Here is a 17,887-nt window from a genome sequence, read left to right on the forward strand (position 1 = left end):
ATGAGCACTTTTTTCGGCAGAATTGTGTGCATGCGAGCGGACAGATTGGTGGCCATCCTGTTGATGATGCAGACGCGCGGACGGGTGACCGCCGCGCAGGTCGCCGCGGAACTCGAGACCTCGGTAGCCACCGCGCGCCGCGATCTCGAGGCGCTGTCGGCAGCCGGTGTGCCGGTATATCCGCAGCCTGGTCGTGGCGGTGGGTGGTCGCTGGTCGGCGGTGCGCGCACCGACCTGAGCGGGCTGACCGCGGGGGAGGCGCGTGCGTTGTTCCTGCTGGCAGGTCCGTCCGCGGGTGCGGTGCCGGAGGTGAAATCGGCGCTGCGCAAACTGGTCCGGGCGCTGCCGCAGCCCTTTCGTGAAGACGCGGAGGCGGCGGCCGACGCCATCGTGATCGACCCGGCCCGCTGGGGTGCGAACGCCCGGCAGCTGCCGCCGGTCGTGACTCTGCTGCAGCGAGCGGTGGTCCAGCGCACCAAGGTTCGGCTGCACTACGCCGACCGGGCAGGCGAGCGCTCCGAGCGTCTCGTCGACCCGTGGGGCCTGGTCGACAAGGACGCAGTCTGGTATCTAGTGGCCGGAACCGAGCGTGGGCAGCGAACCTTTCGTGTCGATCGCATCGCAGAGGCGATCGCGACCGACGAAAAGTCGCACCACCCCGCCGATTTCGATCTCTCCGCCGCCTGGGAGCAGGTGGTCGACGAGATGGAACAACACCGCGCGACTACCGCAGCGACCGTTCTCGTCCCTGAGCGCCTGCTACCCATCCTGCGCGACCAGCAGGGCAGGAACTGTGTCGTGGACGGCCCCACCGACGACGGCCGTGTCCAGGTCCGCGTCACCGCCCCGACCGCATGGATGGTCGCTCAGCAGCTGGCCGGGTGGGGTGCCTCGCTCGAAGTCCTCGGCCCACCCGACGTCCGTGTCGAACTGGCCCGCCTCGGCACCGAACTGGTCGACCGCTACCGGAGTGGGGGCTAGTGCGCCGCCCTCCAGGGTTGTGGTGAGGGCCCACGCGGGGGCGAAGAATGGGCTGTCGCCACCGCCCGTTCCATCGTGGACAGTCTGCTCGACCGAGCCTTCGCCGCTGCGTCGATTGCATACGGACCAGCGGACCTGCCGCGAAGCGGGGATTCGGTCACACGCCGATACGCGTCGGCTGCCCACCGAACCAACTCGGAGTGGATCCGTCGGTGAGCTCAGCAATCCGCAGCGGCGCATCTTCCAGAACTGAGTGGGGCCACGCAGTAGCTGAACGCTGGTCGCATTCTCTGCCGAGTGGCCCCTGCCCTTCGGGCGGCGGCACCTTCGCGGCTACGTCCGGTCAGGCCGAGAGCGCGTGCGGCTCGGCGATCGCCGTCTGGTAGCGGTCCAGGATGACGTCGGTGAGGGCCGGGTGCGGGCCGAGGACGTCGGCGTGGATCTCATGCGGCGCCGCACCGACCAGACGGTCGGTCAGCCGGCCCGGGGCGAGGAACCAGGGCGCGACGAAAACACGGCTCGCGCCGTCGGCACGCAGTGTCCCAATCGCCTCGGCCACCGACGGTTCGGTGGTGGCGAAGCAGATCTCGGTACGCCATCCGGTGAGCGCGGCGAGCCGACCGGCCACCTCGGCGGTGCGCGCATTGGCGGTGCCCGAGGACGAGCCGACCGCCGCGACCGCTATGCCGAGGCGACGATCCGCCAAGGGGTGCACAGCATCTCGCGCGGAGCAGGCGGCCAGGACACGATCCCGCAGCGCGGCGATCAGTCCGATGTCCGGGCCGAGTACGTCGGCCTGGGTCAGCCGCAGCTGTGGCTGACGGGCCCGGGCCGCATCGAGCAGACCGGGCAGGTCCACTCTGGCGTGGAAAGCGCTGCCGAGCAGCAGCGGAGTCACCACCGCGTGCCTATGTCCCTGGGCCGCGACACCATCCACGACCTGCTCGACCGAGGGCGCGTTGAGATCGAGGAAGGCGAGCCGGACATCGATATCCGGGCGTGCGGCCGCGACGGCGGCGACGACCGCCGACACCGTCGCCGCCGACCGCGGATCACGACTGCCGTGGGCCACCGCGATCAGCGCCGGCGGCTTCGAGGAGGTCACACCGCCGGTCATGGCGGGTGGGTAGCCGAGCCAGGTGGTCGCATAACTCGATCGGGCGGCCCGGAACGTCGCGGCGCCGGATGGCGCCGGGCCGGACCCGCGCACGACCGACGCGGCGCCGAAGGGGGCCTGCGTGGGGGGCATCTCAGGCGCCGACCTCGACTGCGGTCAGCACATCGCCGACCAGTCCGGCGGCCAGCGTATTGCCGCCGGCCGGGTCGATCAGTAGGAAGCTGCCGGTGTGCCGGTTCACCCGGTAGTCGTCGGCCGCGATCGGCTCGGCGACCCGCACCGAGATGCGTCCGATGTCGTTGAGTGCCAAAGACTCCGGGTTCGGGTCTGCGGCGAGGCGCTGCTCGTCGAAGCGCTCGATCAGCGTGCCGGCGATCGCCTGGGTGGTCCGGGTGCCGTGCTTGAGCAGCAGGCGTGCGCCCGGGCGCAACGGCTTGTCGCCCAGCCAGCAGACGGTCGCGTCGAACGTGTCGATCGGCTCCGGCGCGTCGGCGACCGAGGCGATGATGTCGCCGCGCGAGATGTCGACCTCGTCGGCCAGGATCAGCGTGACGCTGCGGCCGGTCTGCGCCACCGCGAGCTCGCCGTCCGGGGTGTCGATTCGCTCGACGGTGGTCCGGATACCGGAGGGCAGCACGACGACCTCGTCGCCCGGCGCGACCGTGCCCGCCGCGATCTGTCCCGCGTAGCCGCGGTAGTCCGGGTACTCGGAGGTGCGCGGCCGGATCACGTACTGTACCGGGAACCGCAGTCCCAGTGAGTGATTCCCAGTACTGTCGGCGTCGACCGGTACCGACTCCAGATGCTCGATCAGCGAGGGGCCGCGATAGTACGGGGTGTTGTCCGAACGGGTGGCGATGTTGTCGCCGTGCAGTGCTGATACCGGAATCTCCAGCACGTCCTCACTCGACCAGCCCAGCCTGCCGGTGAGTTCGGTGAACTCCGCGGAGATGTCGGCGAACACGGTGGCGGCGTCGTCGACCAGGTCGATCTTGTTCACCGCGAGCACCAGCTTCGGCACGCCGAGCAGTGCGAGCACCGCGGCGTGCCGGCGGGTCTGCTCGATGACGCCCTTGCGGGCGTCGACCAGCAGGATCACCAGCTGCGCGGTGGACGCGCCGGATACCGTGTTGCGGGTGTACTGCACGTGCCCGGGGGTGTCCGCGAGCACGAAAGAACGCCGCGGCGTAGCGAAGTAGCGATAGGCCACATCGATGGTGATGCCTTGTTCGCGTTCCGCGCGCAGCCCGTCCACGAGCAGCGAAAGATCCGGTGTGGCAAGACCTTTGTCCACCGACGCGCGCGTGACGGCGTCGATCTGGTCGGCCAGTACGGACTTCGTGTCGTAGAGCAGGCGTCCGACCAGAGTGGACTTGCCGTCGTCGACAGAACCGGCGGTGGCCAGCCTCAGTAGGTCGGACATGTCAGAAATAACCCTCTCGTTTGCGGTCTTCCATCGCGGCCTCCGACACCCGGTCGTCCCCGCGGGTCGCACCGCGTTCGGTCAGTCGAGACGCGGCGACCTCCGCGAGGATCGCGTCGTTGTCGGCCGCGTCGGAAAGAATGGCGCCGGTGGACGATCCATCACCGACCGTGCGGTAGCGCACCGACCGGGCCTCCAGCACCTCGCCGTCGCGCGGGCCGCCCCATACGCCCGGCGTCATCCACATGCCGTCGCGCTGGTACACCGGACGCTCGTGTGCGTAGTAGATGCTCGCCAGATCGATGTCCTTGCGGGCGATGTAGCGCCAGATATCCAGCTCGGTCCAGTTGCTCAGCGGAAATACGCGCACATGTTCGCCTGGTGCGTGACGTCCGTTGTAGAGGTTCCACAGCTCCGGGCGCTGCCGCTTCGGGTCCCACTGTCCGAAGGCGTTGCGCAGCGAGAATATCCGTTCCTTGGCGCGTGAGCGCTCCTCATCGCGACGGCCGCCGCCGAATACGGCGTCGAAGCGGTGCTCGCTGATCGCGTCCAGCAGCGGGACGGTCTGCAGCGGGTTGCGGATGCCGTCGGGACGCTCGGTGAGCCGCCCGTCGGCCAGATAGTCCTCCACCTTGGCCACGTACAGGCGCAGGCCGTAGCGCTCGACCACCTTGTCCCGGAACTCGAGCACCTCGGGCAGGTTGTGCCCGGTGTCCACGTGCAGCAGCGCGAATGGCAGCGGCGCGGGCCAGAAGGCCGCGAGCGCCAGGTGCAGCAGTACGGTGGAGTCCTTGCCGCCGGAGAACAGGATCACCGGCCGCTCGAACTCGCCCGCCACCTCGCGGAAGATGTGGATCGACTCGGACTCCAGCGCGGCAAGCGTGTCGAAATCGCTGATGCCGAGGGAACGTTCGCTTCGGATGGTTTCGGTCATGCTGTGTCCTTCTCTGCATGCCCGAGGTGCCCTGCGTGGTTATGCATGCTGCCTCCTCCGGGCCCTGACTCGGTCATGCTGTGTCCTTTTCTGCATGCCCGAGGTGCCCTGCGTGGTTATGCATGCTGCCTCCTCCGGGCCTGACTCGGTCACGCTGTGTGCAACCCGCATTCGGTCTTGGCGCGGCCGGCCCAACGGCCGCTTCGCGGATCGGAGCCCGGCTCCGGCTTCCGTGTGCACGGAGCGCAGCCGATGGATGGATAGCCCTCCTCCACCAGGGGGTTGACGAGGATGCCGTGCTGCTCGATATAGTCCTGCATCTCGTCGTCGGACCACGGCGCGATCGGGTTGATCTTCACCAGTCCGAACGCCTCGTCGAACGAGATGAGCGGCGCGTTCGCCCGCGTCGGCGCCTCGACCCGGCGGATACCGGTGACCCAGGCGTTGTACCCGGCGAGCGACTTCTGCAACGGGACGACCTTGCGCAACCGGCAGCACTCGTTCGGCTCGCGGGCGAACAGATCCTTGCCCAGCAGCCGATCCTGCTCGGCGACAGTGTTTTCCGGGCGGACGTTGATCACGTTCACCCCGTACACCGCCTCCACCGCGTCCCTCGTGCCGATGGTCTCGGCGAAGTGGTAGCCGGTGTCCAAGAAAAGCACCGACAGCACATCCGATTTGTCCTTATGGACCTCGGCGGCCAGGTGCACCAGCACGCCGTCCTGCATGTTGGAGGCGACGATGTAGCTCGCACCGAAGGTGTCTTCGGTCCACTGCAGGAGTTCGGTCGCCGAGGCGCCGTCGAGCTCGGCCGCGCCTCGGGTGGCGATGGCTCGTAGCTCGTCCTCGCACAGCTTTTCCGCGAGTTGGGTTGTCACAATTGATCTCCCGTCGAGACTTATCTCAAGTCGGCTTCGTCGGCGCGAACCGCCCACTGGGCGAATCGCTCGCCGTCTTCGCGGTGCTTGACGAAGTTGCGCACCACGCGCTCGATGTAGTCACCGAGTTCGCTGCTGGTCACCTTGTGCTGGCGCAGCTTGCGGCCGAAGGCGCTGTCGAAACCGAGGCTGCCACCGAGGTGAACCTGGAAACCCTCCACCTGATTCCCGGTGCCGTCGTCGACCAGCTGGCCCTTGAATCCGATGTCGGCGATCTGCGACCGGGCGCACGAGTTCGGGCAACCGTTGATGTTGATGGTGATCGGGACGTCCAACCGCGCGTTGAGATCCGCGAGCCGCTCCTCCAGCTCGGGCACCAGCACCTGGGACCGCTTGCGGGTCTCGGCGAAGGAGAGCTTGCAGAACTCGATACCGGAGCAGGCCATCAGGTTCCGCCGCCACAGCGAGGGGCGGGCCTGCAACCCTAGCGGTTCGAGCTCGTCGATCAGAGCGTCGACCTTGTCGTCGGCAACGTCGAGCACGATCAGCTTCTGGTATGGGGTGAACCGGATGCGGTCGGAGCCGATCCGCTCCGCCGCGTCGGCGACCTTGGTCAGGATGGTGCCCGACACCCGGCCCGCGATGGGGGAGAAGCCGACGGCGTTGAGCCCATTGCGCAGCTTCTGCACGCCGACATGGTCGATCGGCTTGGTCGGCTGCTCCGGCGCGGGGCCGTCGATCAGCTTGCGCTTCAAGAACTCGTCCTCGAGCACCTGACGGAACTTCTCGATGCCCCAGTCCTTGACCAGGAACTTCAGTCGGGCCTTGGTGCGGAGGCGGCGGTAGCCGTAGTCGCGGAACAGCGAGACCACGGCCTCCCACACGTCGGGGACCTCCGCCAGCGGCACCCATACACCGACCCGCTGCGCCAGCATCGGGTTGGTGGACAGCCCGCCGCCGACCCACAAGTCCAGACCGGGGCCGTGCTCCGGATGGACGACGCCCACGAACGCGACGTCGTTGATCTCGTGTACCACGTCCTGCTGGCCGGAGATCGCGGTCTTGAACTTGCGCGGCAGGTTGGAGTACTCCTTCTTGCCGATGTAGCGGCGCACGATCTCGTCGATCGCGGGCGTCGGGTCGATGATCTCGTTCAGCGACTCGCCGGCCAGCGGGGAACCGAGTACCACGCGCGGGCAGTCGCCGCACGCCTCGGTGGTCTTCAGCCCGACCGCCTCGATCCGCTTCCAGATCTCGGGGACGTTCTCCACCTCGATCCAGTGGTACTGCACGTTCTCGCGGTCGGAGAGGTCGGCGGTGTCGCGGGCGAACTCCGTGGAGATCTGGCCGAGCGTGCGCAGCTGCGCGACGTTCAGCGCGCCCGCGTCGCAGCGGATGCGCATCATGAAGTACTCGGCCTCGAGAATGTCGATGTTCTCGTCGCCGGTCCAGCTGCCGTCGTAGCCCTGCTCGCGCTGGGTGTAGAGACCCCACCAGCGGAACCGGCCACGCAGGTCGCCCTTGTCGATGCCGTCGAAGCCGGTCTTGGCGTAGATGTTCTCGATCCGGGCGCGGACGTTGAGCGGATTGTCGTCCTTCTTGGACTGCTCGTTCGGGTTCAGCGGCTCGCGGTAACCCAGCGCCCACTGGCCCTCGGCCTTGCGGCGCACGGGTTTGCCTGTGCGGGCGCGTGGCCCGGTCGCCGCCACGGGACGCGGGCGGTCCGGGCGGACACGGCGTTCGGAGGCGGGGCGTTCGGGGCGCGCGTGGTGCCCCGGCCGGGGTTCGGGCTGCTCGTTCGGACCGGCGCCGGTACTCGACGTCATGGGGGTCGCTCCTGCGGGGTGGATGGTACGTCCGTCGTGAGGGCGTGAGGGGCTGACTCACGCCTGCGGTGTCAGCGGGCCGAGGAAGTCGGTCTCGGGAATCGCCGGGGAGACCCGGACTGTGGCGCCGCTCGAGCTACCGGAGGAAACAGGGCAGACAGCAGGCGCTACAAACGCGCTTGTAGTCGACGTGGCGACGTGCCACAAGCCGTACTCCCAAAACGCGCATGGGGGCCATTGTGCCACGTCAGCAATAGCCTTCCGACCCCGCGGCCATATTTTCCGCAATTTCGAGGGAAATTCCCTGGACTGTCGACCTGGTTTGTGACGGCAGTCATAGTTCCCCTGCCGAACGGGCTTGCGAGAGATCCGGTGGTGGGCTGTGACGCCGAGCACGCCGCTTGACCTGAAGTCTGCTCGAGGTAGCAGACTCTGTGCCATGAGTACTTCAGCCGCCGATACCGACGCCATCCGCGCGGTGGTCGCCGCCGTTGAGCACGCCCAGCAGTATGAGCTCGTCGACGAGTTCGTCGCCTTGTTCCGCGCGGACGCGATCTGGACTACCGGGCACGGCAAGCGTCTCTACGGCCGCGCGGCCATCGCCGAATTCACCGCCGAGGTACTGCCCGGGGCCACCGAGCACGGCAAGGCGACCTATGAGGTCGAGCACATCCTGTTCATTCGCACCGATGTGGCGGCGGTCAAGGTGCGCCAGCGCTACTTCACCAATGACGGCGCACTCGACAGCGAGGGCAGCCCGATGTACGTGATGTCCAAGGAGGACGGCCGCTGGCTGCTGACCGCCAACCAGAACACCCCGGTCGTGGCGGATTGAGCCGCTCGTGGTTCGGCTGCGCCGGGCGATGAGCCCGGCCCAAGGGGGGCGCGGGTGGGTCACCCGGACGCCACTCGGGTCCGCTCGGCGGGCGGCGGTAGTTCCAGGGTGTGCCACGGGCCCGGCCACCGGTGCGGCCGCGGCGACGTTCACACTGGACAGGTGAGTTCTTCCGCCGTCGTCTCCTCGAGCGCCGAATCCTCCGCGCCCGTGCTGCGTGATTTCGGACGTGGGCCGTTCGGCGTCTATGTGCATGTTCCGTTCTGCGCGACGCGGTGCGGATACTGCGACTTCAACACCTATACCGCGGGTGAACTCGGCTCCTCGGCGTCGCCGCAGTCCTGGCTGGAGGCGCTGCGTGGGGAGTTGGCCACGGCCGCGCGGGAGTTCGGGGCGTTGCCGACCTCGACCCCGGAAGTGGCCACGATCTTCGTCGGCGGAGGGACGCCCTCGCTGCTGGGTGGTGACGGGCTCGCCGCGGTGCTCGCCGCGGTGCGCGGCGAATTCACCCTCGCGGCCGACGCCGAGGTGACCACGGAGTCCAATCCGGAATCCACCTCCCCGGAATTCTTCGAGCGCATCCGGGACGCCGGGTTCACCCGGGTCTCGTTGGGTATGCAGTCCGCCGCGGCGCACGTGTTGAAGGTGCTCGACCGGACGCACACCCCGGGCCGCGCGGTCGCTGCCGCCCGCGAGGCGCGCGCCGCCGGCTTCGAGCACGTCAACCTGGACTTGATCTACGGGACACCGGGCGAGACCGACGCCGATCTCGATGCCGGCCTGGACGCGGTGCTCAGCGTCGGCGTCGATCATGTCTCGGCATACTCGCTGATCGTGGAGGACGGCACCGCCCTGGCTCGCCGGGTGCGCCGCGGCGAACTGCCCGCGCCCGACGACGATGTGCTCGCCGCACGCTATGAACGCATCGACGCGCGGCTCGGCGCGGCCGGGTTCGGCTGGTATGAGGTATCGAACTGGGCCGCGGGCGATGGCGCGGTCTGTCGGCACAACCTCGGCTACTGGGACGGCGGCGACTGGCTCGGCGCCGGGCCAGGCGCGCACAGTCACGTGGGGGGAGTGCGCTGGTGGAACGTCAAACACCCGGCACGCTACGCGGACCGGGTCGCCGAGGGCGGGTTGCCTGTGGGGGGCTGGGAGGCGCTCGGTGCCGACGAGCGTTATCTGGAGCGCGTGATGCTCGCCGTCCGGCTGCGTACCGGTCTACCGCTGGCCGAACTCGACGCGTCCGGGACCGTCGCGGTGGATCGGGTCGTGGCCGATGGCCTCGCGTACCTGTCGGGTGATCGGCTGGTGCTCACCGATCGCGGGCGGCTGCTCGCCGACGGTGTGGTTCGAGAGCTGCTGAGTTAGCCGTACCGGGCCACGGACGTCGATGCCGTGTGGCCGGCTGCTCCGGAGAAGACCTACGGGTGCAGGGCGACCCGGTCCGGCGCCGCCTACGAGATGACAACTCGCACAACGATGTTCGGTGCGGTCGTGTGCCGTGCCGAGCGCCGGTCCGGTGCCGGGATTCGGCGTTTCGATCAAGTGCTCGTTCGGTTCGGGTATCGCGGTGCTGGCGAGCCTTGTAGGCTTCGACCAACCCCAAGGAGACAAATGGCGTCGGCACGACACATCACCCTTATCCATGAACCGGGCGAGTTCGCCGAGGCGAGGAAAGCGGAGAAAGCGGAGAACGCGCGCCAGAGCGCCGTCGCCGCCCGCACCGTCGCCAGCTACGCGAAGAACGCCGCCGACTGCGAGTCATTATTGGCGATGCTCGGCCTCGACGCCCTCGCGGGCAAGCAGGCGAAGGTCTGCGATCGCGGCTAGTTCGCCGCTACGGCTCGCCCTCGGCCGTCGCGACCCGCCGCCATTCCCGGGGCGACAGTCCATAGGCGGCGCGGAAGCGCCGGGCGAAATATGACGGATCGCGAAAACCCCAGCGCCGCATGATCATCGCGATCGTCCGGTGCATATGGTCCGGATCGGTCGAATCCGTGCGCACCCGGTCGAGCCTCTAGCAGAGGATACGACTGGCACCATTGCCGCGGTCATGCGCCGCTAGGCGGCTCGTGGAGCCGCCCGTGTCGGGGCGGCAAGGGGCTCGGGCGGGGTCTAGTGTCGGGGCTTATGCGATACGCGATCTCGGTTCCGCAGCATGTCGATGACGGTGCGTTTCAGCCGACCGAACTGCGGGCGTATCTGAATCGGGCCGAGGAACTCGGCTTCGAGAGCGCGTGGATGACCGAGCAGATCGTCGGGTCCGCGGCCAGCCTGAGCCCGCTCGAGACCTTGGCGTTCGCCGCGGCATGCAACCAGCGGCTGCGGCTCGGCTGCGCAGTGTTCGTCACGCCGCTGCACAACCCGGTCCACCTGGCGAAACGGATCTCGACGCTGGACCAGCTCAGCCGCGGACGCGTCGAGGTCGGCGTGGGCATCGGCGGACGCAACCGGATGTTCACCGCCTTCGACGTCGACCCCGACGACAACCTCGTGACCCGTTTCAACGAGGGCCTGCGGGTGATGAAGGCGCTGTGGACCCAGCCGACGATCGACATCGAAGGCCGCTTCTGGCAGCTGGCCGGAGCCACCATGGAGCCCAAGCCATTCCAGAAGCCCTACCCGCCGCTCTGGTTCGGCGGCAGCAAGCCCGCCGCCCTGCGCCGGGCCGGCCGCCACGGTGACGGCTTCTTCGGCGCCGGCTCCACCACCACGGCACAGTTCGCCGAGCAGGTTCCGATCGTCCGCGCTGCCCTCGCCGAAACCGAAAGGGACACTACGGGTTTCCGTATCGCAAAACGCGTCTACATCGCCGTCGACGACAACACCGACCGCGCCCGGTCCCGCATGTCCGATGCGCTCATCGCCCAATACGGCGACTACGGCAAAACCCTTCTCCCGGTCGCCGTCTGCGGCCCACCCACCGCCTGCATCCGGGGCTTGCGAGAAGTGGCGGCTGCCGGAGCCGACATGATCCTCGTCAACCCCCTGTTCGACTCGTCCGCCCAGATGGAGCGCCTCGCCTCGGAGGTTCTGCCGCGGATCGCATGAACCTCGTAGCCGGCGAGCCGACTTCATACTAGATCTTGTTGATGGCACACCAGGGAGGTCTTCATTGCCGCAGTCATGTGCTACTCGTCGCGTGGCCACCCGTCGCGTGAGCCGCGTGTCTGCGCACCCGCGCAAACGGGCGATTCGGCGCGAAACAATTAGACTGGATAAACAGACGGACCCGGAATTCACCTGGACCTGTGGGACGGGTGCTGGGCGTCGGCGCCGGGGTATGGCGTGACCGAAGACGAAAGCGAGGAGGTGGGGCCGATGTCGAGCACCGAGGATCGGCGCTTCGAGGTCCTGCGCGCGATCGTCGCCGACTATGTCGCTACCAAGGAGCCGATCGGGTCGAAGTCCTTGGTCGAGCGGCATAACCTGGGTGTTTCCAGCGCGACGGTGCGCAACGACATGGCTGTGCTGGAGGCGGAGGGCTATATCGCGCAGCCGCACACGAGTTCCGGGCGTGTTCCCACGGACAAGGGCTATCGCCAGTTCGTGGACCGGATCTCGGAGGTGAAGCCGCTGTCGTCCGCGGAGCGCAGGGCGATCATGGATTTCCTCGAGTCGGGTGTCGACCTCGATGACGTGCTGCGTCGTGGCGTGCGGCTGCTGGCCCAACTCACCAGGCAGGTTGCCGTCGTGCAGTACCCGACGGTGTCGGCGTCGACGGTCCGGCATATCGAGGTCGTCGCGCTCAATCCCGCGCGGTTGCTGCTGGTGGTCATCACCGATACGGGCCGCGTCGACCAGCGCTTGGTGGAGCTCGGTGCGGTGATCGATGACGAGGATCTTGCCGCGCTACGCGGCATGCTCGGCGGCGCGATGGACGGCAAGCGCCTGGCTGCGGCCTCGGCGGCGGTCGCGGAGCTGCCCGAGCACGCGCCGCCGCGACTGCGTGAAGTGCTGATCCGGGTGTCCACGGTGCTGGTCGAGACGCTGGTGGAGCATCCGGAGGAGCGGCTGGTGCTCGGCGGTACCGCCAACCTCACCCGCAACGCCGCGGACTTCGGGTTCCCCGGCTCACTGCGCGCGGTGCTGGAGGCGCTGGAGGAGCAGGTGGTCGTGCTCAAGCTGCTGGCCGCGGCCCAGCAGCCGGGGACGGTGACGGTGCGGATCGGCGAGGAGACGCAGGTCGAGCAGATGCGCGGCACCTCGGTGGTGTCGACCGGCTATGGCGCGGCGGGTGCGGTACTCGGCGGCATGGGCGTGCTCGGCCCGACCCGGATGGACTACCCAGGAACGATCGCTTCGGTGGCGGCGGTCGCCCGATACATCGGTGAGGTGCTCGCCGAACGCTGACCGTGACACCGGCCACCCCCGCCGCTGATAAGCTCGACATTCCGGCCGGATAAAGTTGAGTGCACAAGACTAATGCTGATGTCAGCGTGCGGTAGATGCGGCGCGGGCACCGGCGGCACTGTCGAAACGACCAAGGACTAGAGAACTCAAGTGGCACGGGACTACTACGGACTGCTCGGCGTCGCGAAGAACGCGACCGACCAGGAGATCAAGCGGGCATACCGCAAGCTGGCGCGTGAGCTCCACCCCGACGTCAACCCCGACGAGGTGGCACAGGCCAAGTTCAAGGAAGTATCGACCGCCTACGAGGTGCTGTCGGATCCGGAGAAGCGCCGCATCGTCGACTTGGGTGGGGACCCGCTGGAATCCGGCGGCGGCGGTGGCGGCTTCAACGGCGCGGGGTTCGGTGGCCTCGGCGACGTGTTCGAGGCGTTCTTCGGGGGCATGAGCGGATCGGGCGCGCCCCGTAAGGCGCGCGGTCGCGTCCAGCCGGGCGCCGACTCGCTGATCCGCGCCCGGCTCAGCCTGGCTGAATGCGCGGTCGGCGTGACCAAGCATCTGACCGTGGACACGGCGATCTTGTGCGACATCTGCCAGGGCTCGGGCACGAACGGCAAATCCAAGCCGGTGCGCTGCGAAACCTGCGGCGGCGCGGGGGAAGTGCAGTCCGTGCAGCGCTCCTTCCTCGGCCAGGTGCTGACCTCGCGTCCGTGCCCGACCTGCCGTGGCGCGGGCGAGACCATCCCGGACCCGTGCCACAAGTGTGGCGGAGACGGGCGGGTGCGGGCGCGCCGCGAGATCGCCGCGCCGATCCCCGCGGGTGTCGCCAACGGCATGCGGGTGCGGCTGGCCGCGCAGGGCGAGGTGGGCCCGGGCGGTGGCCACGCGGGCGACTTGTACGTCGAGATCGTCGAGCAGCCGCACGACGTGTTCGTCCGTGATGGTGACGACCTGCACTGCACCATCCGGGTTCCGATGGTCGACGCGGCACTGGGCACCACCGTCGTGATCGACACCATCCTGGACGGCCCCACCGAACTGACCATCGCGCCCGGCACCCAGCCGGGAGAGGTAGCCGTGCTGCGCAGCCATGGCATGCCGCGCCTGCGTTCCGGCGCGCGCGGCGACTTGCTCGCACACCTGGACATCGTGATTCCGAGCAAGCTGGACAGCAAGCAGGCCGAGCTGCTGCGCACATACAAGGGCATGCGCGAGCGCGAGCGCGCCGAGGTGATGTCGGCGCAGTCCGAGCACAATAGCGGCCTGTTCGCGCGGCTGCGCGCGTCGTTCAGCGGACGCTAGTTGGCCGCGACGGTCTTCTACCTCGACGAGGTGCCCGAACCGGGCGCTGTCGCGGTGCTCGACGGCCCGGAGGGCAGGCACGCCGCCACGGTGCGCCGCATCCGGGTCGGCGAGTCGATCACCCTCTCCGACGGTCGCGGTGTGCTTGCTGAATCCGAAGTTGTTGCCGCGCAACGCGATCGGCTCGAGCTGACGGTCCACAACCGTATGCTCGCCGCCCCGGCGGCGCCACGCGTCACCGTGGTGCAAGCGCTACCCAAATCCGATCGCTCGGAGCTGGCCGTCGAGCTGATGACCGAGGCGGGCGCGGATGTCGTCATTCCATGGCAGGCGGCGCGCTGCGTCGCGAACTGGGAAGGCAAGGCGGCCAAGGCGGTCGACAAATGGCGCGCCGTCGCCCGCTCGGCCGCACGCCAATCCCGCCGGCCCTACATCCCGCACGTAGTCGACCTGCAACGCACCACCGACCTGCTCGACCTGGTGCGCACCGCCAAGGCCGACGGCGCGATCATCGCGGCGCTGCACGAATCCGGGACCGCCCGTTTCACTGAACTGCCGTTCGCCGACACCACTGAGATCATCCTCGTCGTCGGCCCCGAGGGCGGCCTCGACGACAGGGAGTTGACGGGCTTGGCCGACGCGGGCGCCCAGGTAACCTTGCTCGGTCCGACCGTGCTGCGCACGTCCACCGCCGCGGCGGTCGCCCTCGGCGCCCTGGGTGCTCTGACCCCGCGCTGGTGAGGTAGCCCCGCCCCGTGCGCTCAGGCGCCGACCACCCCCGAGTGCCGTGCCGATCCGCTCGAATGAATCGCCAACGCCCACACCAGCATCCCCGCGAGTATGAGCAGAATGCCGATTCCACCGGCCAACCCGAGCCACCCACCTCTGGCGTAGGCGATGCCCGCAGCGCCGCCGACGAGCGCGCTGCCGAGGTAGTAGGCGAACAAATACAGCGACGACGCCGCACCACGGTTGCCCTCCGCTATCACGCTGACCCATGTGCTTGCTGCCGTGTGCGCTCCGAAAAACCCGGCGGTGTAGAGCAATACGCCCAGGATCACAGTGCCGAGGTGATCTGGAACCGTCACCGCGAGACCGATGGCCATCAGCCCCACCGACGCCGCGAGCACCTGTTGTCTGCCGATCCGATCGGCCAGGCGCCCGGCCACCGCCGACGCTGCCGTTCCAGCCAGGTACAGCACGAACACCAGCCCGGCGAGCGCCTCTGGTAGCCCGAACGGCGCCCCGATCAGGCGGTAGCCGAGATAGTTGTAGATCGAGACGAACCCGCCCATCAGCACGAAGGCCAGCCCGAACAGCGCGAACAGCCCGCGATGGCGCAGTTGTTTCGCGAGATCGCCCAGCACCGTGCGGATTCCAGCGGGCCGGGCGACGAAACCGCGGGAGGGCGGCAGGCCCCGGATGAACCACACTGTGCAGGCCGCCGCGGCGACCGCAGCCACTGCTTCCGCCCATCGCCAGGACGCCAGAGTCAGGGTGAACGCCGGAATCAACCGCCCGGCCAACCCGCCGACCGTCGTGCCGGCCACATAGGTTCCCATCGCGGCGCCGACTCCGGCGCCGCCGATCTCTTCTCCCAGATAGGCCATCGCCACCGCGAGCACGCCCGCGAGCGCGATTCCTTGCAGCGCTCGCCCGGCGAGCAGCACGCCCAGCGACGGGCTCAGCGGTAGCAGCAGACCGATACCGGCCGCCGCGACGGCGGAGCCGATCATCACCTTGGTCCGCCCGATACGAGAAGACAGCGCGCTCGCCGGAACGCTCGCCAGCGCGAGGAAACCGGTGGTGAGCGACACCGCGAGCGCCGCATGTGCCGGTGTGGCGCCGAACGCCGCCGAGATGCTGGGCAGCAGGGCTTGGGCGCTGTACATGGACGCGAAGGTCGTCAGGCCGGCGGCGAACAGTGCCGTCGTGATCCGGCGCTCGTGTTGGGCGTCCCGGGTTTGCGTCGTGGTCATGGGCTCCTCCTGCGGTTCAGGATCGCCACCCGTCGTACAGAAAGGAAATGAATAATAATGAGAGTGTTCATGCTCTATTCGCATATAGAGAGGCCGGGTTGTGTTGGGTGAAGACCTGGAGTGGTTTACGACACTCGCCGAACTGGAGCGGGTCGGCGCGGCGGCCGACCGGCTGCACCTCGCCCAGCCCACGTTGTCGCGCATGCTCGCCCGTTTGGAGCGCAGGATCGGCGTCGAGCTGTTCGATCGACGAGGTAAACGCATCATGCTCAACGAGTACGGCCGGATCTACTACGAGCACGCCCGCCGCGCGCAAACCGAGCTGAACGGGGCCGCGCAAGCAGTATCGGACCTGGCCAACCCCGCCAAGGGCGTGGTGCGACTGTCGTTCCAGCATTCCTTCGGCGGGTCGCTCGTGCCGCAGCTGATCGGCGGTTTCCGGCGCGGCTCCGGCCGGATCACGGTCACACTGTGGCAAGGGGCCGGCGAGACGGTTACGCAGCGGGTGCTCGATGGAGAGGCCGATCTGGGCATCGTCTCCCCGCGCCCGGCCGTGGCCGGTGTCGGTTGGCGCACCGTGCTGCACCAACCTGTCGTGCTCGCGGTGCCCGCTGAGCACCGTTTGGCCGGGCGCAGGCAGGTCCGGCTCGCGGAGGTGGCCGATGCCGAGTTCGTCACGATGTATCAAGGCTTCGGAATGCGGCGCATCTTCGACGAGCTGTGCGCGGCCGCGGACATCCGGCCGAGGATCGGGTTCGAATCCAGCGACCTGGTCACCGTGGCCGGGCTGGTATCGGCGGGGTTGGGCGTGGCGATCCTGCCGCGGGAGGATCCGTTGTCGGCGGGCCCGCTGTCCGGTCCGGTGACCGTGCCGCTCGCGGACCCGGGCGCGTCTCGTGCGGTCGGGCTGGTCTGGTCCGCGGCCGCGACATTGTCGGACGCGGCGCGACGATTTCGTGATTTCACTACGGATTGGGCCCAGCGGCGCGGGGGAATCCCGTGATCATGGTCCCTCCGTCGGAGACCTATTCATTGGGCGGTGTCGGTGGGGCGCGTTAAACTTGCCTCAATACAGCAGCAGTCGAGACCGGAAAGCAGGCTTCAGCCACTTTTGAGAACACAAGGCGAGATCGGCGACCCGACTACACCCGAGGCAGGCATCGGTGCCGGTGACGGTTCGGGTCCCGCAGCGCGCACCGTGCGTTCGAGTATCGAACTCGCTCCCGAATCCGTGTTCCCGTTCCTAGGTTCGGCCGACCAGAATCTGCGCGAACTCGAGGGGCTCCTCGACGCGGACATTCACGTCCGAGGCAATTCGGTAACCCTCACCGGCAAGGCGGCCGATGTCGCGCTGGCCGAGCGAGTCATCGAGCAACTTGTCGCGCTCACCGGCCGCAATCGAGTGGTCACCCCGGAGGCGGTGCGCCACACGGTGTCGATGCTCACCGAGGGCTCGAGCGAGTCCCCGGCGGAGGTGCTCAGCCTGGACATCCTGTCCCGGCGCGGCAGGACTATCCGGCCCAAGACCCTCAACCAGAAGCGCTACGTCGACGCGATCGATGCCAACACCGTCGTGTTCGGCATCGGACCCGCCGGTACCGGCAAGACGTATCTCGCGATGGCCAAGGCGGTCCAGGCGCTGCAGTCCAAGCAGGTCAACCGGATTATCCTCACCCGTCCCGCGGTCGAGGCGGGGGAGCGGCTCGGCTTCCTGCCCGGAACGCTGAACGAGAAGATCGATCCATACCTGCGCCCGCTCTACGACGCGCTGCACGACATGATGGATCCGGAGGCCATCCCGAAGCTGATGGCGGCCGGTGTCATCGAGGTCGCGCCGCTGGCATACATGCGCGGCCGTACCTTGAACGACTCGTTCATCATTTTGGACGAGGCGCAGAACACCACTGCCGAGCAGATGAAGATGTTCCTCACCCGCCTCGGGTTCGGCTCGAAGATCGTGGTGACCGGTGACGTCACCCAGGTCGATCTGCCGACCGGGGCACGGTCGGGTCTGCGTGCGGCGTCGGAGATCCTCACCGAGATCGACGACATCCACTTCGCACAGCTCACCAGCAGCGACGTGGTCCGGCATCGGCTCGTCACAGACATCGTCGACGCCTACGAGCGGTTCGAGGCAGAGTCGCGTCCGCAGGTCGCCGCACATTACGGCGGTAACCGGGCGCAGCGGCGCGCCGCGGGCCGGACGGACCGGCGGTAGCTCATTTCGCCGTGCGGGGCTCCGCTCCCGCCATGCGA

Annotated in this window: 18 protein-coding genes; 10 read left to right on the forward strand and 8 right to left on the reverse strand. The window is 68.3% G+C overall.

Annotation, left to right across the window (positions count from 1 at the left end):
• Window positions 1-30: 30 nt before the first annotated feature.
• Window positions 31-981, forward strand: coding sequence for a WYL domain-containing protein (locus tag AB0H00_RS16465; protein ID WP_357266506.1), 951 nt, complete (start codon window positions 31-33; stop codon window positions 979-981).
• Window positions 982-1,324: 343 nt separating this feature from the next.
• Here AB0H00_RS16465 and AB0H00_RS16470 read toward each other — a convergent pair whose 3' ends face one another.
• The 6 genes from AB0H00_RS16470 to AB0H00_RS16495 all read right to left on the reverse strand — a co-directional run bounded on the left by AB0H00_RS16470 (window position 1,325) and on the right by AB0H00_RS16495 (window position 7,397).
• Window positions 1,325-2,098, reverse strand: coding sequence for a sirohydrochlorin chelatase (locus AB0H00_RS16470; protein WP_357266633.1), 774 nt, complete (start codon window positions 2,096-2,098; stop codon window positions 1,325-1,327).
• A gap of 133 nt (window positions 2,099-2,231) precedes the next feature.
• Window positions 2,232-3,521, reverse strand: coding sequence for a GTP-binding protein (locus AB0H00_RS16475; protein WP_357266509.1), 1,290 nt, complete (start codon window positions 3,519-3,521; stop codon window positions 2,232-2,234).
• Window position 3,522: 1 nt separating this feature from the next.
• Window positions 3,523-4,455: a sulfate adenylyltransferase subunit CysD gene (gene cysD / locus AB0H00_RS16480; RefSeq protein WP_357266512.1), complete on the reverse strand. Its 933-nt coding sequence runs from the start codon at window positions 4,453-4,455 to the stop codon at window positions 3,523-3,525.
• A gap of 149 nt (window positions 4,456-4,604) precedes the next feature.
• The gene (locus AB0H00_RS16485; RefSeq protein WP_357266515.1) at window positions 4,605-5,333 is read right to left on the reverse strand and encodes a phosphoadenylyl-sulfate reductase; all 729 of its coding nucleotides are present in this window, start codon (window positions 5,331-5,333) and stop codon (window positions 4,605-4,607) included.
• A 20-nt stretch (window positions 5,334-5,353) separates the two neighbouring features.
• Window positions 5,354-7,159, reverse strand: coding sequence for a nitrite/sulfite reductase (locus tag AB0H00_RS16490; protein WP_357266518.1), 1,806 nt, complete (start codon window positions 7,157-7,159; stop codon window positions 5,354-5,356).
• 136 nt (window positions 7,160-7,295) lie between these two features.
• Window positions 7,296-7,397, reverse strand: a complete 102-nt coding sequence (locus AB0H00_RS16495) for an Ms4527A family Cys-rich leader peptide (RefSeq protein WP_357266521.1) — start codon at window positions 7,395-7,397, stop codon at window positions 7,296-7,298.
• Window positions 7,398-7,598: 201 nt separating this feature from the next.
• Between AB0H00_RS16495 and AB0H00_RS16500 the strand changes: the two genes are divergently transcribed.
• From AB0H00_RS16500 to AB0H00_RS16510, 3 genes are all read left to right on the forward strand, one after another.
• Window positions 7,599-7,994 carry an SgcJ/EcaC family oxidoreductase gene (locus AB0H00_RS16500; RefSeq protein WP_357266524.1) on the forward strand — a complete coding sequence of 132 codons (396 nt, stop codon included), beginning with the start codon at window positions 7,599-7,601 and terminating at the stop codon, window positions 7,992-7,994.
• A 210-nt stretch (window positions 7,995-8,204) separates the two neighbouring features.
• The gene (hemW, locus tag AB0H00_RS16505; RefSeq protein ID WP_357266635.1) at window positions 8,205-9,365 is read left to right on the forward strand and encodes a radical SAM family heme chaperone HemW; all 1,161 of its coding nucleotides are present in this window, start codon (window positions 8,205-8,207) and stop codon (window positions 9,363-9,365) included.
• 246 nt (window positions 9,366-9,611) lie between these two features.
• Complete coding sequence (locus AB0H00_RS16510) at window positions 9,612-9,827, forward strand: hypothetical protein (protein ID WP_357266527.1); 216 nt, start codon at window positions 9,612-9,614, stop codon at window positions 9,825-9,827.
• Window positions 9,828-9,834: 7 nt separating this feature from the next.
• On the opposite strand, the gene AB0H00_RS16515 is transcribed toward AB0H00_RS16510, so the two are convergent.
• Complete coding sequence (locus tag AB0H00_RS16515) at window positions 9,835-10,002, reverse strand: AraC family transcriptional regulator (protein ID WP_357266530.1); 168 nt, start codon at window positions 10,000-10,002, stop codon at window positions 9,835-9,837.
• Window positions 10,003-10,127: 125 nt separating this feature from the next.
• Between AB0H00_RS16515 and AB0H00_RS16520 the strand changes: the two genes are divergently transcribed.
• The 4 genes from AB0H00_RS16520 to AB0H00_RS16535 all read left to right on the forward strand — a co-directional run bounded on the left by AB0H00_RS16520 (window position 10,128) and on the right by AB0H00_RS16535 (window position 14,393).
• On the forward strand, window positions 10,128-11,048 hold the full coding sequence (locus AB0H00_RS16520; RefSeq protein ID WP_357266533.1) for an LLM class flavin-dependent oxidoreductase: 921 nt from the start codon (window positions 10,128-10,130) through the stop codon (window positions 11,046-11,048).
• Between the two features lie 270 nt (window positions 11,049-11,318).
• A complete protein-coding gene (gene hrcA, locus AB0H00_RS16525) occupies window positions 11,319-12,350 on the forward strand; it encodes a heat-inducible transcriptional repressor HrcA (RefSeq protein WP_357266536.1) in 1,032 nt (343 codons plus the stop codon).
• A gap of 150 nt (window positions 12,351-12,500) precedes the next feature.
• On the forward strand, window positions 12,501-13,652 hold the full coding sequence (gene dnaJ, locus AB0H00_RS16530) for a molecular chaperone DnaJ (protein ID WP_357266539.1): 1,152 nt from the start codon (window positions 12,501-12,503) through the stop codon (window positions 13,650-13,652).
• Complete coding sequence (locus tag AB0H00_RS16535; RefSeq protein WP_357266542.1) at window positions 13,653-14,393, forward strand: 16S rRNA (uracil(1498)-N(3))-methyltransferase; 741 nt, start codon at window positions 13,653-13,655, stop codon at window positions 14,391-14,393.
• Window positions 14,394-14,413: 20 nt separating this feature from the next.
• Here AB0H00_RS16535 and AB0H00_RS16540 read toward each other — a convergent pair whose 3' ends face one another.
• Entirely contained in the window at window positions 14,414-15,631 is a 1,218-nt protein-coding gene (locus AB0H00_RS16540) for an MFS transporter (RefSeq protein WP_357266545.1), read from the reverse strand.
• Between the two features lie 100 nt (window positions 15,632-15,731).
• Here AB0H00_RS16540 and AB0H00_RS16545 point away from each other — a divergent pair, with 100 nt between their 5' ends.
• Together AB0H00_RS16545 and AB0H00_RS16550 are read left to right on the forward strand one after the other, a co-directional pair.
• On the forward strand, window positions 15,732-16,634 hold the full coding sequence (locus tag AB0H00_RS16545) for a LysR family transcriptional regulator (protein WP_357266548.1): 903 nt from the start codon (window positions 15,732-15,734) through the stop codon (window positions 16,632-16,634).
• A gap of 156 nt (window positions 16,635-16,790) precedes the next feature.
• Window positions 16,791-17,849 (forward strand): PhoH family protein, encoded by a 1,059-nt coding sequence (locus AB0H00_RS16550; protein WP_357266638.1) that lies wholly within the window; start codon window positions 16,791-16,793, stop codon window positions 17,847-17,849.
• Window positions 17,850-17,887: the final 38 nt, after the last annotated feature.

The sequence above is a fragment of the Nocardia sp. NPDC023852 genome (genome assembly GCF_040639505.1).
Classification (GTDB): Bacteria; Actinomycetota; Actinomycetes; order Mycobacteriales; family Mycobacteriaceae; genus Nocardia.

Excerpts from the sequence above, each read along its gene's own strand:
- AB0H00_RS16465 (WP_357266506.1), top strand. The coding sequence starts at position 31 with ATGCGAGCGGACAGATTGGTGGCCATCCTGTTGATGATGCAGACGCGC.
- AB0H00_RS16470 (WP_357266633.1), bottom strand. The coding sequence starts at position 2,098 with ATGACCGGCGGTGTGACCTCCTCGAAGCCGCCGGCGCTGATCGCGGTG.
- AB0H00_RS16475 (WP_357266509.1), bottom strand. The coding sequence starts at position 3,521 with ATGTCCGACCTACTGAGGCTGGCCACCGCCGGTTCTGTCGACGACGGC.
- cysD (WP_357266512.1), bottom strand. The coding sequence starts at position 4,455 with ATGACCGAAACCATCCGAAGCGAACGTTCCCTCGGCATCAGCGATTTC.
- AB0H00_RS16490 (WP_357266518.1), bottom strand. The coding sequence starts at position 7,159 with ATGACGTCGAGTACCGGCGCCGGTCCGAACGAGCAGCCCGAACCCCGG.
- AB0H00_RS16495 (WP_357266521.1), bottom strand. The coding sequence starts at position 7,397 with ATGGCCCCCATGCGCGTTTTGGGAGTACGGCTTGTGGCACGTCGCCAC.
- AB0H00_RS16500 (WP_357266524.1), top strand. The coding sequence starts at position 7,599 with ATGAGTACTTCAGCCGCCGATACCGACGCCATCCGCGCGGTGGTCGCC.
- AB0H00_RS16510 (WP_357266527.1), top strand. The coding sequence starts at position 9,612 with ATGGCGTCGGCACGACACATCACCCTTATCCATGAACCGGGCGAGTTC.
- AB0H00_RS16520 (WP_357266533.1), top strand. The coding sequence starts at position 10,128 with ATGCGATACGCGATCTCGGTTCCGCAGCATGTCGATGACGGTGCGTTT.
- hrcA (WP_357266536.1), top strand. The coding sequence starts at position 11,319 with ATGTCGAGCACCGAGGATCGGCGCTTCGAGGTCCTGCGCGCGATCGTC.
- AB0H00_RS16540 (WP_357266545.1), bottom strand. The coding sequence starts at position 15,631 with ATGACCACGACGCAAACCCGGGACGCCCAACACGAGCGCCGGATCACG.